Origin of the sequence: Labrenzia sp. THAF191a (assembly GCF_009363335.1) — a bacterium.
Lineage (GTDB): Bacteria > Pseudomonadota > Alphaproteobacteria > Rhizobiales > Stappiaceae > Roseibium > Roseibium algicola.
In genome coordinates this window covers 3941799-3958098 of sequence record NZ_CP045333.1, presented here as the reverse complement: position 1 = coordinate 3958098, position 16300 = coordinate 3941799, and the positions used below count along the sequence as shown (strand labels likewise).

The window sequence follows — 16300 nt, the reverse complement described above, 5'->3', positions numbered from 1 at the left end:
TGGGGAAGTTCAGCCGCCCACGACCTGGTTGCCGTCGACCACCTGCTTGCCTTTCAGGCCGATCGGAAGGCTGTCGATGTAGGCGTTCGGCTGCTTGCCGTCGTAGGGAATGCCGTCGATGATGTCCGCCGACGGGGTCGGAGCGCGGTAGCCGTCCGTTTCCCAGGGGAAATCTTCCTTGGCCACATGCCCTTCCTCGACCAGCATTTCTGCGGCCTTCAGATAGATGTCCGGGCGATAGACCGACCGCGCGACTTCGTCGTACCAGCTGTCGGGTTTGTACTCGGAAATCTGCCCCCAGCGGCGCATCTGGGTCAGGTACCAGACGGCATCGGAATAGTAGGGATAGGTCGCGAAGTAGCGGTAGAAGACGTTGAAGTCGGGAACGTCTCGCTTGTCGCCCTTCTCATACTCGAAGGTGCCGGTCATGGAGTTGGCGATCACTTCAGCGTCCGCACCGACATACTCCGAGCGGGACAGGATCTCGACGGCTTCCATACGATTGGCGTTGTCGTTCTCGTCCAGCCACTTGGCTGCGCGGATCAACGCCTTGGTAAGCGCAAGCGTGGTGTTCGGATATTCTTCGGTAAATTCCTGCGTCAGACCGAAGACCTTCTCCGGATTGTTCTTCCAGATCTCGTAATCGGTGATGACCGGGACGCCGATGCCCTTGAAGACTGCCTGCTGGTTCCAGGGTTCGCCGACGCAATAGCCATAGATGGTGCCTGCTTCCAGCGTTGAAGGCATCTGCGGAGGTGGAGTGACCGACAGCAGAGCGTCTGCCTGGATCTGGCCGGAGATGTCCGAACTGGAATAGAAGCCCGGGTTGATATCACCGGATGCCAGCCAGTAGCGCAGTTCGTAGTTATGGGTGGAAACCGGGAAGACCATGCCCATGTTGAACGGTTTGCCCTCGGACTTGAACTTGTCGACGACCGGCTTCAGGGCGGTTGCCTTGATCGGGTGAACCGGCTTGCCGTCGTCCTGCATCTCCAGGTGCGGCTTCATCATCTCGAAGATCTCGTTGGAAACGGTGATGCCGTTGCCGTTGAGATCCATGGAGAACGGCGTAACGATGTGCGCCTTGGTGCCGAAACCGATGGTGGCCGCCAGCGGTTGTCCGGCCAGCATGTGCGCCCCATCCAGTTCGCCCGTGATGACCCGGTCGAGCAGAACCTTCCAGTTGGCCTGCGGCTCCAGGGTGACGAAAAGGCCTTCTTCCTCGAAATAGCCGAGCTCATAGGCAACCGCGAGCGGAGCCATGTCTGTCAGCTTGATGAAGCCGAAGGTGAGTTCGTCCTTTTCGACATCCAGCATCTCGGCATAGGCGCTGGAAGCGGACACAAGTGCCGTGGCTGCCATCAGGGCGCCAAATGCGGTCCGGCGGGTGATATTCAGGGTCTTTTTCATTGTCGCGTCCTGTCCCTCGTTCGTCCTGCGCCCTCTTCAGCCGGGCACAGGAGCAATAAAAAAGCCGCCGACCGAACCGCATGACGGGAGGAATTCCCATGCGGTTCAGATCGGCGGCTTTGCCTGTACACCCGGCAGTGGGTGCGATATCTGGTAGGCCAGCGTCGGCCTCACCTGCTTAAAAGCACGAACTGTGCCAATTTGGAGAAATTGGCTTTTCTCTTTATTTACAGATACTTACTCTTTGTGAAAATTTTGACCATATGCTCAAGCTGCATATTTGATCATCGAAGCGCGCAGGCAACTGAACGAATTTTGTGCAACGCAACCAGACTACCCCGACGCCAGGCGAGCTGTCTCGGAACTCAAAAACGGGCGCCGTCAAACATTTCTATGGTCATGTCTGTCGCTTCTCCGGTCAGCTCCAGAGCCTCCAGATAAGCGGTCGGAGAAAAGACCTTTTCAACTTCGCTTTCCGCCTCTCGCGAACGCTCCACCTGCCCCCAGCGAACCATCTGCTCGTAGAACCATTTGCCGTGAACCGGCATTGGCGCTGCCTTGACCCCACCCGAGAAGGTCAGGAAGTCCGGAACGTCCTTCACCGAGACCGGGCCCAGCCTGATCCGGCCTGATAGTGCTGCTAGGCAGATTTCAGCGGGGCAAGCCAGTAGGTCGGGCCTTGCGAGCATGTCGGCCAGCTCGGCATTGTTCTTCGGATCGGCACACCAGTCGGCTGCTGCCGAAAAGGCACGCATCAGCGCGGCCAGCGTTTCCGGGTTGGCTTCGGCCCATTTGCGCGTCACGCCCAGCACTTTTTCCGGACTGTCCGGCCAGATGGCCTGTTTGTAGGTTGCAATGCGCCCCGTTCCCGCGTCGACCGCAGCCGTGTTCCAGGGCTCGCCAACGCAATATCCATCGAGCTGGCCGGCCGCCAGGGCATCCGCCATAACCTGCGGCGCCAGTACGGTAATCTCGACATCCCGATCCGGATCGATCCCGGCGGCAGCGAGCCAATAGCGCAATTCATAGGCATGGCCTGAAAACGGGTGCACGACCCCGAAATGAAGCAGCGGCGCATCCGCCTCCTGCTGGTTGGCAATAACCCGCGCGAGCGCCGCACCGGTCGACGTCGGGTCGCCTTCCGGATCGGCTCCGACAGCCGACATGTCCGCCCAGAGTGCGTTGGAAACCGTAATTGCGTTGCCACCTAGCCCCAGAAGCATGGGCGCCAGCATGGGCACCGCAAGACTGGTCAGGTTGAGGCTGGATGCAATCGGCATCGGAGCGAGCATATGGGCCACGTCGAAATGACCGACGGAAATCCTGTCTCGAATATTTGCCCAGGATGTTTCGCGAATCAGCTTCAGCGCGATGCCTTCCTGCTCGGCAAAACCGAGTTCGGCAGCCGCCACGACAACGGCACTGTCCAGAAGCGGGATAAATCCGGCAATGACAGGCTTCAAGTTCGTATCCATGATCCTCCAGTCCCCTGGTTGGCCGCTTCTCCCCACTCGGTGTTTTTTGTTGTCATCGCGTCAGTCTCCCAGAAGTCCGCTGGCGATCACCAGGCTCTGCGCCACATCAATGATCTTCCGGCTCTGGTTCATGGCCGTACGGCGCAACAGGTCATAGGCTTCCTGCTCGCTGAGCCCCTTCGACTTCATCAGGATGCCCTTGGCCCGATCGATGGTTTTCCGGTCTGCAAGTTCAGAGCGCACTTCCTCCAGCTCCTCTGTCAGCCTGGAAAACGCGCGAAAGCGGCTGATCGCCATATCAAGGATCGATTTGACCCGCTCCCGCTTGAGCCCGTCGACGATATAGGCCGACACCCCCGCATCGACGGCGGCCTCTATGGAATGGCTGTCCGACTTGTCGACGAACATCGCAATCGGTCGCCGCACCGCGCGCGACACCTGAAACATGTGTTCCAGCTGGTCGCGATTCGGGTTTTCCAGATCGATGACAATCACATCCGGATTGATATCCGCGATCTGTCGAACCAGTCCTTCCATCTGGTGAACAAGAATGACCTTATCGTGCCCGGCATCGCGCAATCCCTGCTCGATGATCGAGGCACGGATCTTGTTGTCATCTATAACCAGAATGGAAAGCCCGCCGCTCATGCCGCCATTATGCGCAGGGCTATTTTTTATGCAACAAAAATGCTGCGCCGCAACAATACTGTCCTGTGGAGACGTTCTGAAATGGCAATGAAGCGCTTGAAACCAGACTTGCGAAAGACGGGAACCAAAAGAAGATTTCTCCTCTGGACAGAACCCCATAGCCTTTGAATGATGCACCGGGAAAATTCAGGATGAAGGAAAGCGGGATGGCGGACACGTTTGAGCCCAAGGCGCATGTGGCCCACATGGAAAAGATGTTGGGGCTGACGATCGAAGAAGACTGGCGCCCTGTTGTGGAAATGCATATCGCCGCGATCGAGAAAGCTGCCGAAGCCGTCCTGGATTTCCCGCTGGAAGACCACGCCGAAGCCGCACCGGTCTTTGTTCCATGAGCCAGGATAACAGCAAACTGAACACCCGCTCTGCGGCTCAGACAGCCACGGCCGTCAACAGCGGCGACATCAAGGCTCTGGAAGTTGCCTACGCATCTCTCGAGGCCATTGAACGTCTCAATCCAACGGTCAACGCCTTTACCGACGTCCTGGTCGAGCGTGCACTTCTTGAAGCGCGCGCTGTCGATGACGCGATTGCAGAGGGCCGAACACTGCCACTCGCCGGTGTGCCATATGCGGTCAAGAACCTGTATGATGTCGAAGGCCTGACAACCCGCGCCGGCGCGAAGATCAATCGCGAAAACCCGCCCGCCTCTGCCGATGCGACTTTGGTCCGCAAGCTGAAGGACGCTGGCGCCGTTCTGGTCGGCGCGACCCACATGGGCGAATACGCCTATGATTTTACCGGCGAGAGCGCGCACGACGGCATCTGCCGCAATCCTCATGATACGGGTCACATGACCGGGGGCTCTTCCTCCGGATCTGCCGCGGCAACGGCTGCCGGCATGGTGCCGCTGGCAATGGGCTCCGATACCAATGGCTCCATCCGCGTGCCGGCCTCGTTCTGCGGCCTGTTCGGCTTGAAGCCGACCTATGGCCGCCTCAGCCGCGCCGGCACCTATCCCTTTGTCGGCAGTCTCGATCACCTCGGTCCGCTGACACGTTCGGCAGAAGATCTTGCCCTGATCTTTGACGTCCTGCAGGGCCACGACCCCGCGGACCCGGCCCAGGCAAACCATCCGGAAATCGAGACCCATAACCGGCTGCAGGAAGATATCGGCCCGCTGCGCATTGCCGTTGCAGGTGGCTATTTCCGCGACAAGGCCCTGCCGGATGCCCTGAATGCAGTAGACCTTGTCGCCAAGGCGCTTGGGGCAAGCCTTGAGATTGACATTCCGGAAGCCGCACGGGCCCGCGCCGCGGCCTATGTCATTACGGCGGCCGAAGGCTCTACCCTGCATCTCGGCCGTATCCTGGAACGGCCGCAGGACTTTGACCCGGAAACGCGTGACCGCTTCCTGGCGGGAGCCATGGTACCCGCAATCTGGGTCCAGCAGGCTCAGCGCTTCCGGAGCTGGTTTCGCGACCTCTTCCGCAAGATTTTCGAAAACGTCGACGTTCTTCTGGCCCCGGCGCCCCCCTTCCCGGCCCTGCCGTCAGGTACCAAGACTTTCACGATCGGCGGCGAGACCATGCCGGCCCGGCCCAACATCGGCCTGTTTACCCAGCCAATCTCCTTCATCGGCCTTCCCGCGGTAACGGTACCGGTCTGGCAGGAAGGGGCGACATTGCCGATCGGTGTTCAGGTGATCGCCCCTGCCTGGCGCGAGGATTTGGCGCTTCGTGTCGCTCACCACCTGGAACAGACAGGTATCTGCCGCGCTCCCGTCGCCAATTTGACGGCCTGAAGCCCGGTGAAAAGGGAACAGGCCCGCACCACAGGAAACCTCAGTCTGGCGCAGCTGCGAGCGTTGGAAGCTGTGGTGCGCACCGGAAGCTTCACAGATGCGGCGAAGGAAATCGGCGTCTCCCAACCCTCCATCTCCAATCACATTCAAGGTCTGGAAAGCCGCTTCAAGACAAAACTGCTGGTAAAGTCCGGATATTCCGTTTCCGCGACCCCGGTTCTGGTCGCTCTATTGCCCCGCATCAGGGCGTTGCTGGCATTGGCAGGTGATCTGGAAACCGAACTGTCTCACCACCGCGCCCTGGCGGCTGGTGAACTCAGGATTGGCTATTCAACCTACCAGCTTGCCATCCCGATCATCTCGGCCTTCATGGCGAAACACCCAACCATCTCCATCGAGGCCCGCGCCCTTGCAAGCCAGGACATCATCAACCTGATCGAAACAGGCTCTCTCGATATCGGGTTCATTACCGGGCGCGAAATTCCGGCAGGCCTCGAAGGCGAATTGATCCTGAAGACACGCATTGTCCTGGCGGCTCCTCCCGATCACCCGCTGGCGAAAAAGGAGAGCGCCTCCTGGAAAGACGTCGCCGAGCTCCCCCTCCTCCAACGCGAAGGAAGTTCCGGCACCCGCAGACTGTTCGAAGCCGCTGCCACGCTTGCCGGGACAAGACCCAAGACCGCACTCGCTCTTGGCTCGTGGGGGTCAATCGCAACGCTGGTCAGATCCGGCTCGGGTATCGGTGTCGCGCTGGAAGCGGAAATCACCGAGCGCGACGGTTGTGTCGGTGTCAGGATCGAAGACGCGAACCTCACCGCAAACCACTTTGCAGTCTGGCAAAAAGACATGGGTACAGTGGCCGCCATAGAGGCATTTCGAGCCGGGTTGCCCGTTTCATGACAAATAGAAGTCACCCGTCATTTGATAATTAAAACCTATACATTCTGATCTTTGATAGACCGAAAGACAGTTCCGTGATTACTGGCGCCTGACGTTTTCAAAACCACTGCACCAGAGTCGATTTCATCGCCCACGACAAAAGCGTGATACTGACTTTGAACGGCTCCAGCACAATTCCAGAGACCACCAGAATGAAACAGAGATCTTATGACCTTGCGATCGTCGGTGCCGGGATCGTTGGGCTTGCGCACGCCCTAGCAGCAGTCAGGCGCGGCAAGAAAGTTGTCGTCATTGATCGCGACAGCCAGGCAAATGGCGCATCGATTCGCAACTTCGGCTTTGTGACCGTCACCGGCCAACAGGCAGGCGACTGCTGGCAAAAAGCGTCGCGCAGCCGACAGGTGTGGGCAGAAGTTGCGGAAGCCGCCCGCATACCGCTGCTGCACGAAGGTCTGACCATGACCGCAAGGCTCCCGGAGTCCGAAGCTGTTATCGACGCGTTTCTGCAGACAGAAATGGGTGCGGAGTGTCAGCGCCTGACGCCCGCTGAGGCCGCCCAAAAGGTTCCCTGTTTGCGACAGGAGAAAATCACCTGCGCGCTCTATTCACCGCTTGAAGTGCGCGTGGAATCGAAAGATGCCCTGCCCCGGATCGCCAATTGGCTGAAAGAAGCCCTTGCCGTCGACTTCCTCTGGCAGACAAGCGTCAATTCTGTCGAGGCACCGAAGCTTCAAACCTCGCGCGGGATGGTGCACGCGGAGACCGTGATCATCTGCCCCGGCGACGATGGCACGACACTTTTTTCTGACCGGATCGCCACTTACGAAGTCACGCGCTGCAAACTGCAGATGTTGCGCGTCGCCCCTCGCAATCGTATCGACCTTGGCACCGCAGTCATGTCTGACCTCGGCCTGGCGCGATATCTTGGCTATGCCGAACTCCCCGAAGCAGAGCCCTTGAAAGCCCGGCTGGATCGGGAGATGGCTGATCACCGGGAAAACGGCATTCACCTGATCGTTGTCCAGTCCGAAGACGGCAGTCTCGTTGTCGGCGACAGCCATCATTACAGCGCGACACCCGATCCGTTCATCGACAAGACCGTGAACGACCTGATCCTGGGCGAGATGGAGACGATCCTCGATCTTGGCCCCTATGACATCTCTGAAACCTGGATCGGCACCTACGCCTCTGCCCCGGACCGCTGGCGCTTCACCGATGCGCCGGACGATAGCACCCGCATTGTCGTCGTCACCGCCGGCTGCGGTGCCTCCACCGCCTTCGCCATCGGCGAGGAAACCATTGCCGATCTCTATGCGTGAGGAAACAAGATGAGCAAATTCAAAGCCGTGGTCTTCGACTGGGCCGGTACCATGATCGACTTCGGTTCCTTTGCCCCGATGGGTGTCTTTGTAAAGGCCTTCGAGACCTTCGGCATTACCGCAACCATCGACCAGGCACGCGGCCCGATGGGCAAACCGAAGTGGGACCACATCCGCTCCATGATGGATGACCCGGACATCTGCGCCCAATGGATCGCCAAATACGGCCACGCACCAACTGATGCCGATGTGGACAAGGTCTACAAGATTTTCGTTCCAATGAACGAGGAAGTCGTCGCCGATTTCTCCGATCTCGTTCCAGGTGCTGCCGAGGTTGTCAGACAGCTTCGCGCCAAGGGCATGAAAATCGGCTCAACCACCGGCTATACCCGCTCGATCATGGAACGCGTGCTGCCGAAAGCCGCCGAACAGGGTTATGAGCCGGACAATCTCATCTGTGCCGACGACCTGCCGGAAGGCCGTCCCGGACCGCTCGGCATGTATCAGTGCTTCGTCGATCTGGTGGCCTATCCGCCGAGCGCGGTCATCAAGGTGGACGACACCGAACCCGGCATTGCCGAGGGTGTTGCAGCCGGCTGCCTGACTGTGGGTCTTGCGCTGTCGGGCAACTATGCCGGCAAGACACCGGAGGAACTCGCTGCACTTTCGGAAGATCAGGTTGACGCCCTGCGCCAGCATGCAACGGTAGAGCTGAAAAAAGCCGGTGCCGACTACGTGATTGATACGGTCGCGGATCTGCCAGCCCTGATCGAGAAACTGGAAGCGGAATGACACGTCCCAATATCCTGCTGATCACCGCTGACCAGTGGCGGGGCGATTGTCTCGGCACAGTTGGACACCCTGTTGTCCGAACGCCGAACCTTGATGCCTTCGCCGAAACGGCGACGGTTTTCGAACAGCATTTTGCGGCAACTGCTCCGTGCTCTCCCGCACGGGCCTCGCTCTATACCGGGCTCTACCAGATGAATCACCGGGTCGTGTGGAACGGCGCGCCACTCGATGACCGGTTCGACAATATTGCCCGTGCTGCCCGCCGGGCCGGTTATACGCCAACGTTGTTCGGCTACACCGATACCTCGCCCGATCCTCGCCTGCATCACCCGAACGACCCCGTCCTGACTTCCTATGAAGGTGTTCTGCCCGGCTTCTGGGTACGCCAGCCGCTTGCCGAGGACGAAAAGCAGTGGCTTTCCTGGATGGTCTCACGCGGCCACGATCCCGCAGGTTTGCCTACCATCCATCACGTGGAACCAGAAGAAGGTGAAAAAGTCAGCCTCAAGGCGGCCAGGTATTCAAAGGACGAAACCCAGACAGCCTTCATGACGGATGCCTTCCTCACCTGGCTTGGAGAACAGGATGAAGACCGGCCATGGATGGCGCATGTTTCCTTCCTGCGACCGCATCCGCCGATTGCCGCTCCTGCGCCCTATAACACCCTCTACCATCCCGATGACGGGCCGGGTTTCTCCGGGGCACCAACTGCGGCGGAGGAAGCTGGGTTTCACCCCTTCATGGAAGCCCTGCAGGATTATCAGCAGCTGGCCTCCCATCTACCGGGGACCACTGACTTCGTGCGTGATCTGACAGAGCGCGATCTCAGGCGGTTGCGAGCACTTTATTACGGCATGATTACCGAAGTTGACGCACAGCTCGGCCGGATCTTCGAAGCGCTGGAACCACTCGAAAACACGTTGGTTATTTTCACGTCCGATCATGCTGAGATGATGGGCGATCACTGGATGCTCGGCAAAAGCGGGTTCTACCGTGAGAGCTACCACATTCCCCTCATGATACGGGCACCGGGTGGCAGCGCAGCGAACCGGGTTTCCGCCTTTACCTCCTCGACCGATATCTTCCCGACACTCCTGGATCTGCTGGATATCGAACCCGAGCATGCCCCGGACGGAGCCAGCCTGCTGCCGTACCTCAGCGGACAAACGCCTCTGTCCTGGCGAGATGCTGCTCTCTGGGAGTTCGATTACCGGCAATTTCTGAAGAAATGGCCGGAGAAGTTCCCGGCATCTGCCCATGAAGGATCCTCCGCAGCACTTTGCCGCCTCGGGCCGGAATGGCAGTTCGTGCATTTCTCCGGAATGCCGAACATTCTGATGAAGGCCGCCTGCACGTCCACCGCGCCGGTCAACGAGGCGGCCAGTCACCCGGACCTGGTGATCGCCAACCTTGATGCCCTTGTGGCAACCCGGATGCGCCACAACGACGAGACCCTGGCCCGCACCCTGGTCTGGGACTACTATCAGGAATAGCCCGGACTTTCGCAGGTCCACTTAGCGTCACGTTAAGCGTCGAACGACAGAATGAACCCTCCATTGGGGCTCTGAAGAATGCGTCAGACTTTGCGGGAACATCGGCTTTTCACCGGGACTGGACGGAGTGTTCTCCGGACCATGGGCCTTGCTCTCGTCGCCCTGCTTTCGCACCAGCAGGTGTCCGCGGCCCCAATCGAGCTCAAGGTCATCGACTCGATCGATCCCCCCTGGCCGTCCATTGGACGGGTAAACGTTGCCGGCTTCAGGTCGACCACCATGTGTACCGGCACCTTGATCGCACCCGATATCGTGCTCACAGCCGCCCATTGCCTCTACAACAAGACGACCCGCAGGCCCTTTCCGATCGGAGACCTTCTGTTCATGGCCGGTGTTCGGCGGGACGAATACTCCGCCCGCCTGGAAGCTGCCTGCACCATCACCGCTGCAGGATACGAGCCACAGCAGAAACCGAGGTTACGGGACGTACACAAGGATGTCGGCATCATTTTGCTGAAGGAACCCAGCACATTACCGCCCGTTCCGGTGCTTTCGCTGGATGAGGCAACAGTTCTGACCAAGGACACACGGTTTCAATCCGCAGGTTACCGCCGCAGCCGCCGGTTTCTGCCAACCGTCGTGCCCGCGTGCAGGGTCATGGGAACAGCCGGGGACAGCTGGGTCACGGATTGCGCCTCGGAAGCCGGCGCATCGGGCGGCCCGCTCCTGGTGGAAACGCCGAACGGGCTCCGTGTTGCCGGCATCATGTCTGCCAAGATTGACGCCGTCCGCTCAGCCATCGTGCCTTTCCTGGAATGGCAGGACCTTATGGCCAACCCGACCTGCAGCGATGACAGTGCTCCGGCAGCCCCACCTCTCCGGTCATCGCTTGATACGGACAACTGACGACAATTCAGCCGACAAGCATAATCTGAACCGAAAGACAAATTTTCTCTGCACCAACGTCGGTTGCCCGGTTATGGTGCTATTCCCTGAATTCGGCCGGGAGCTGCTTCGCAACGCGTGCAGCTTTTTGGCCGGCAGACTGCCAGACGCAAAGACCCCTTGGCTCATGTACCAATCTGCGCCTCCTTCCAGTGCCGAACACTTCCGGCCGGTTTCCACCGACAAGCTCGCCTTTGTCGCCAGCGACACGGAGGAAGCACTCAAGGCTCAGGAAGACCTGTCTGCCCGCTACGGCAATGTTCCGGTGGCAGAAGCCGATGTCATTGTGGCTCTCGGCGGCGATGGCCTGATGCTGCAGACCCTTCACAAGCACATGGGCAGCAACAAACCGATTTACGGCATGAACCGTGGTTCGGTCGGCTTCCTGATGAACGAATACCGGGAAAACGACCTGAAGGACCGGCTAGCGCTGGCCGACATCACGACGATCCGGCCTTTGGAAATGACGGCCACGACCTCCGAAGGCATCCATCACGCCCTTGCCATCAACGAGGTGTCACTCCTGCGCCAGACATCGCAGGCCGCCCGTTTGCGCATCTCCGTCGATGGACGCGTCCGGCTGGAAGAACTTGTGTGCGACGGCATCATTGTCGCGACACCGGCGGGGAGCACTGCCTACAATCTATCTGCGCATGGCCCGATCCTGCCAATCACCGCACAGCTGCTCGCGCTGACCCCCATCAGCGCCTTCCGGCCACGGCGCTGGCGCGGCGCGATCCTGCCGAACGGCGCAAAGGTAGATATCGAGATACTGGATCCCGGCAAACGCCCTGTCAGCGCGTCAGCCGACCACACTGAAATCCGTCACGTCACCCATGTTGCAGTCCGGGAGGCGGCCGAAGCGGAAGGCGTGATCATGTTTGATTCCGATCACGGTTGGGACGAACGCATCCTCACTGAAATGTTCCGCTATTAGTTTCGAAACATCCTGGCGGAAACACCCTGTTAAGTATGATTGCCGATACTGCCAGCCACAGGCTCCGGCCGAATGCCCGAAGGCTTTGCCACCGAGGTGTTCTGTAGTCCGGACCGAGCGAGGATAACGAGGACATTTGCCGTCATGGCCGACACTGCCAAGGACCAGGAATATGAAATCTTGTCCCCGCCATCGGACCTGCGCAGCAAGGTGCGGGAACTGACGCCCCGCGAGGCCAAGAAATTCGATCCGGTCAAGGCGGCTGAAGCAGCACTCGAACGCTTGTCCTCCCATTTCGGAACCTGGATGAACAACGAGAGCGCGACCCTGCTTCACGCCTGGGAAGCTGTTCGCGCAGAGGGATTGAACGACGACACCCTCGCCGCCCTGTTTCAGGCTGCACACAACATCAAGGGACAGGCCCTGACACTTGGCTTTCCATTGGTTGGCGAAGTCGCCGCCAGCTTCTGTCACCTGATCGAAACCGTGCCGTCTCCCGACAAGTTGCCCCTGTCCCTCGTCGAACGCTACGTCGAAGCCATTCGCGCAATGGTCGCCGAAGGTGCAAAGGACGAAGCGAACAAGACCGGCGTCGAACTTCTGAAAACCCTGCAAGGCGTGACGGAAGAATATCTGGCGCAATTTCCGCCGAAACCTGATGACGTCTGACGGACCAGTAGACCAATTGCCAACAAGGTTTATGCCGCAACGTCAAAGAGTTGGTTGACTCAGGTTTCAAGCGCGCATAGCATTCGGGCTATTCATGGAGAATGGCCGTGAAACATTTTTTTTGTTTCTTTTTTCTTTTATTGCTGTCTTTGACTTCCGCACATGCCGAACGAAGAGTAGCTCTCGTAATAGGGAATTCCGGCTACGCGAATGTCGCGGAGCTGAAGAACCCCTACAATGATGCCAAGGGCATGTCGGACAAGCTGACGGACCTCGGATTCGATGTCGTGACTGGTCTCGACCTGAGCTTGAGGGACATGCGCCAGACCGTGCGCGAGTTCATCAAGAAGCTCGATAACGCAGACCTTGCCCTGTTCTTCTATGCCGGCCATGGCATCCAGGTGAACGGCGAGAATTATCTCGTCCCGGTCGACGCCGAACTCAGCACCCATCTCGACCTTGATTTCGAGGCCCTGCCCGCCAATCTCGTGCTCAATGCCATGGAGCAGAGCACGAAGGTCAACCTTGTCTTTCTGGATGCTTGCCGGAACAACCCGTTTACGGAAAACCTTGCCCGGTCCATGGGGACGCGCTCAAGCGCAGTCGGTCGTGGCCTTGCAAAGATCGGCTCCGGTGTCGGCTCCCTGGTGTCCTTCGCCACCCAGCCGGGCAATGTCGCGCTTGACGGCGACGGCGAGAACAGCCCGTTTACAACTGCCCTGATCAAGCATCTCGGCACGCCCGGTCAGGATATCACCCGCGACCTGGTAATGGTGCGCCGGGACGTTCTGGAAGCCACCAAGGGCCAGCAGGTTCCCTGGGACAATTCTTCGCTGACTGGCGAAGTCATTCTCAAACAGCTTGAGATGGTGCAGCCCGTCGAACCGGAAAAGCCGGCGATCAACCCGCAGATCGAACTCACCTATTGGGACTCGATCAAGTCGGGACAGAATGCGGCCTACTTCGAAACCTATCTGTCTCGCTACCCGGAAGGCCAGTTCGCCGACATCGCCCGGATCCGTCTGGACGAGATCAAGGCAAAGGCAGAAAGCGACAAGGCCGAGCAAGCGAAACCGGATGCCACGGCTGAAATCACTTATTGGCAGACAATCCAGAATTCGAACCGCCCGGAGATGTTCGAGAGTTATCTCGGCAGATACCCGAACGGGATCTATGTCGACCTTGCCCAGCTGAAAATCCAGTCTATCAAGAGCCAGGCGGAAGCGGATGCGCGCCGCAAGGCTCAGGCAGAGGCAGAAGCCCAAGCCATCGCTGCGGCAGCAGCGAATGCATCGCCTGAAAGAACGACGTCCAAGCCTGCAGACAAAATCACCGTTGCCGCCCTGACGCCTGATCAGGCGCCGTCAACGACCTCGACATCCCCGGTATCGTTGTTATCGCCTGAAGAGCTTGCAACGGCTCTCCAGACAGAACTCAACCGGGTTGGCTGTTCGGTTGGCCGTGTTGACGGCGACTGGGGCAACAGAAGCCGTCAGGCACTGAGAACCTATGGCCGCGAAGCCGGTATCGATTTGGCATCACTAGACCCGGATCCCTCGGTCCTGGAACAGCTCAAGAAATCGACCGGACGCGTCTGCCCGCTGACCTGTGGACGGAACCAGGAACTGAAGAACGGTCGCTGTGTCGCGACCAGAAAGCCTGAACCTTCCGGCAACAGCCCCAAGCCAAGCACGCAGACGAAGACAACTGACAGCTGCCCGAAAAACCCGTCTGCCTATGGAAACAAGGTAATTGGAAAATCTCATGGCCTCGGCCGCCAGACCCTTACACACCCCTGCGGCAGGAAGCTTGCATGCAGAGGTTCTAGGGCCAGCTGGGTAAAGACCTGCACCTGGCTTTAGCCGTTCGGCTGAAGTCTGATTTATGAACGTTTGAAGTTGAATTTTTCTGGTGAGCCCGCGATCAGATTTCCGATCCCGAATCGCCGGATTACCCTTCGGGGGAGCAGCCGTTTTTCGCCCGATTGCTCCCGAGATCAGGTAGCTCTGGAGAATCGATTGTGAAGCAGATCCTCGTATCCCTTTTGCTTCTTGCGTTTGCCGCAAGCGCGGCACATGCCGAACGCCGTGTCGCGCTCGTGATCGGTAATTCCGGTTATGAACATGTCACACAGCTCACCAATCCGGACAACGACGCCAAAGGCATGGCCGAAAAACTGACCAGTCTGGATTTCGAGGTCGTGACCGGTACCAACCTGTCGCTTCGGGATATGCGAAAGACAGTGCGGGAATTCATCGCCAAGCTCGAAGGTGCCGATATAGCCCTGTTCTTCTACGCAGGGCATGGCCTGCAGGTAAGTGGCGAGAACTATCTGGTGCCGATTGACGCCGAGCTGAATTCCTACGTCGATCTTGAATTCGAGGCGATGCCGGCGAACCTTGTTCTCAATGCCATGGAGCATTCCACCAAGGTCAATCTGGTGTTTCTGGATGCTTGCCGGAACAATCCGCTGGCTGAAAACCTTGCCCGGTCCATGGGCACCCGTTCCGGTTCTGTTGGCCGGGGCCTTGCCAAGATCGGCTCCGGGGTTGGCTCTCTAATTTCGTTTGCCACCCAGCCTGGCAACGTCGCGCTTGATGGCGACGGCAAGAACAGTCCCTTCACGACTGCCCTTCTAAAACATCTCGGCACGCCCGGACAGGATATCACCCGGGATCTCGTCATGGTTCGCAGGGACGTTCTGGAGGCCACCAAGGGACAGCAGGTTCCCTGGGACAATTCCTCGCTCACTGGCGAAGTGATCCTCAAACAGCTTGAGATGGTGGAGCCCATTGAACCGGAAAAGCCAGCGATCAACCCGCAGATCGAGCTGGCCTACTGGGATTCGATCAAGTCCGGGCAGAATACCGCTTACTTCGAGACCTATCTGTCTCGCTACCCGGAAGGCCAGTTTGCCGACATCGCCCGGATCCGTATCGACGAAATCAGGGCAAAGGCCGAACGTGACAAGGCCCGGCAGAACAAGCCGGATGCAACGGCTGAGATCACCTACTGGCAAACAATCCAGAATTCGACCCGGCCGGAGATGTTCGAAAGTTACATTACCCGGTATCCAAAAGGGATCTACGCCGACCTTGCGCGGTTGAAGATCGAATCGATCAAACGCCAGGCCGAAGCAGAAGTCCGCCGCAAGGCCCAGGCCTCAGCGGCCGCGCCCAACCCGGTGCCTGAAAGAACCGCTACCAAACGCGACGAGGAAATCACCGTTGCCGCGCTGACACCTGACGAAACACCGGCAGGCGTCATTCCTTCGCCAGTCACAACGCTCTCCGCTGAAGAACTGGCTACGGCTCTGCAGACTGAACTCAACCGCGTCGGCTGTTCGGTTGGCAGGGTTGATGGCGATTGGGGCAACAAGAGCCGTCGGGCACTGAGGACCTATGGACGCGAAGCGGGCATCGACCTTGCCTCACTCAACCCAAGCCCCGACATTTTGGATCAGCTCAAGAAATCAACCGGACGCGTTTGCCCGCTCACCTGTGGACGGAACCAGGAACTGAAGAACGGCCGCTGTGTCGCAACCAGAAAGCCTGAACCTTCCGGCAACGGTTCCAAGCCGAGCACCAAGTCCAAGACCGCCGACAGTTGCCCGAAAAACCCGACTATTTACGGCAACAAGATCATCGGCAGAGTGCCCGGTGTCGGACGACAGACGTTGACACACCCGTGCGGCAGGAAGCTCGCTTGCAAAGGTTCAAAGGCCAGCTGGATATTGAGCTGTAACTGGATTTAGCCACACGGTAAAACCAGATTTAAGAACGTTCAAAGTTGAAGTGTGCCGGCGAGCCGCGATCTGAACTATGATCCCGGCCTGCCGGAGTACCCTACAGCAGAGTAACCGGAATAGTTTTGCACGGCAGCTCCCGAGAGCTGGTAGGTTTGGAGAACCG

14 protein-coding genes are annotated in these 16300 nt (G+C 58.8%); 11 read left to right on the top strand and 3 right to left on the bottom strand.

The features are described 5' to 3' along the window. Positions 1-9: 9 nt before the first annotated feature. From FIV05_RS18225 to FIV05_RS18215, 3 genes are all read right to left on the bottom strand, one after another. A complete protein-coding gene (locus FIV05_RS18225) occupies positions 10-1410 on the bottom strand; it encodes a CmpA/NrtA family ABC transporter substrate-binding protein (RefSeq protein ID WP_023001119.1) in 1401 nt (466 codons plus the stop codon). Between the two features lie 365 nt (positions 1411-1775). Beyond that, a complete protein-coding gene (locus FIV05_RS18220; protein WP_152510540.1) occupies positions 1776-2885 on the bottom strand; it encodes a CmpA/NrtA family ABC transporter substrate-binding protein in 1110 nt (369 codons plus the stop codon). Positions 2886-2945: 60 nt separating this feature from the next. Further along, positions 2946-3533 (bottom strand): ANTAR domain-containing protein, encoded by a 588-nt coding sequence (locus FIV05_RS18215; protein WP_152510539.1) that lies wholly within the window; start codon positions 3531-3533, stop codon positions 2946-2948. Between the two features lie 206 nt (positions 3534-3739). Between FIV05_RS18215 and FIV05_RS18210 the strand changes: the two genes are divergently transcribed. The 11 genes from FIV05_RS18210 (at position 3740) to FIV05_RS18160 (ending at position 16143) form a co-directional block, all read left to right on the top strand. Continuing rightward, positions 3740-3925: a DUF4089 domain-containing protein gene (locus FIV05_RS18210; protein WP_200863770.1), complete on the top strand. Its 186-nt coding sequence runs from the start codon at positions 3740-3742 to the stop codon at positions 3923-3925. Then, on the top strand, positions 3922-5334 hold the full coding sequence (locus FIV05_RS18205) for an AtzE family amidohydrolase (RefSeq protein WP_152510538.1): 1413 nt from the start codon (positions 3922-3924) through the stop codon (positions 5332-5334). Before FIV05_RS18210 ends, FIV05_RS18205 begins: the two co-directional genes overlap by 4 nt. Before the next feature lie 6 nt (positions 5335-5340). Beyond that, positions 5341-6234 (top strand): LysR substrate-binding domain-containing protein, encoded by an 894-nt coding sequence (locus FIV05_RS18200; protein WP_152510537.1) that lies wholly within the window; start codon positions 5341-5343, stop codon positions 6232-6234. A 191-nt stretch (positions 6235-6425) separates the two neighbouring features. Further along, positions 6426-7553 carry a TIGR03364 family FAD-dependent oxidoreductase gene (locus FIV05_RS18195; RefSeq protein ID WP_152510536.1) on the top strand — a complete coding sequence of 376 codons (1128 nt, stop codon included), beginning with the start codon at positions 6426-6428 and terminating at the stop codon, positions 7551-7553. Between the two features lie 9 nt (positions 7554-7562). After that, positions 7563-8345, top strand: a complete 783-nt coding sequence (gene phnX / locus FIV05_RS18190) for a phosphonoacetaldehyde hydrolase (RefSeq protein ID WP_152510535.1) — start codon at positions 7563-7565, stop codon at positions 8343-8345. Continuing rightward, positions 8342-9838: a sulfatase-like hydrolase/transferase gene (locus tag FIV05_RS18185; protein ID WP_152510534.1), complete on the top strand. Its 1497-nt coding sequence runs from the start codon at positions 8342-8344 to the stop codon at positions 9836-9838. Before phnX ends, FIV05_RS18185 begins: the two co-directional genes overlap by 4 nt. 141 nt (positions 9839-9979) lie before the next feature. Next, complete coding sequence (locus FIV05_RS18180) at positions 9980-10744, top strand: trypsin-like serine protease (protein WP_209009702.1); 765 nt, start codon at positions 9980-9982, stop codon at positions 10742-10744. A gap of 166 nt (positions 10745-10910) precedes the next feature. Continuing rightward, positions 10911-11720, top strand: coding sequence for an NAD kinase (locus FIV05_RS18175; RefSeq protein ID WP_031269325.1), 810 nt, complete (start codon positions 10911-10913; stop codon positions 11718-11720). 144 nt (positions 11721-11864) lie between these two features. Then, positions 11865-12389, top strand: a complete 525-nt coding sequence (locus FIV05_RS18170) for an Hpt domain-containing protein (protein WP_152510532.1) — start codon at positions 11865-11867, stop codon at positions 12387-12389. Positions 12390-12496: 107 nt separating this feature from the next. After that, entirely contained in the window at positions 12497-14251 is a 1755-nt protein-coding gene (locus tag FIV05_RS18165; protein WP_209009701.1) for a caspase domain-containing protein, read from the top strand. 158 nt (positions 14252-14409) lie between these two features. After that, positions 14410-16143, top strand: coding sequence for a caspase family protein (locus FIV05_RS18160; RefSeq protein WP_152510530.1), 1734 nt, complete (start codon positions 14410-14412; stop codon positions 16141-16143). Positions 16144-16300: the final 157 nt, after the last annotated feature.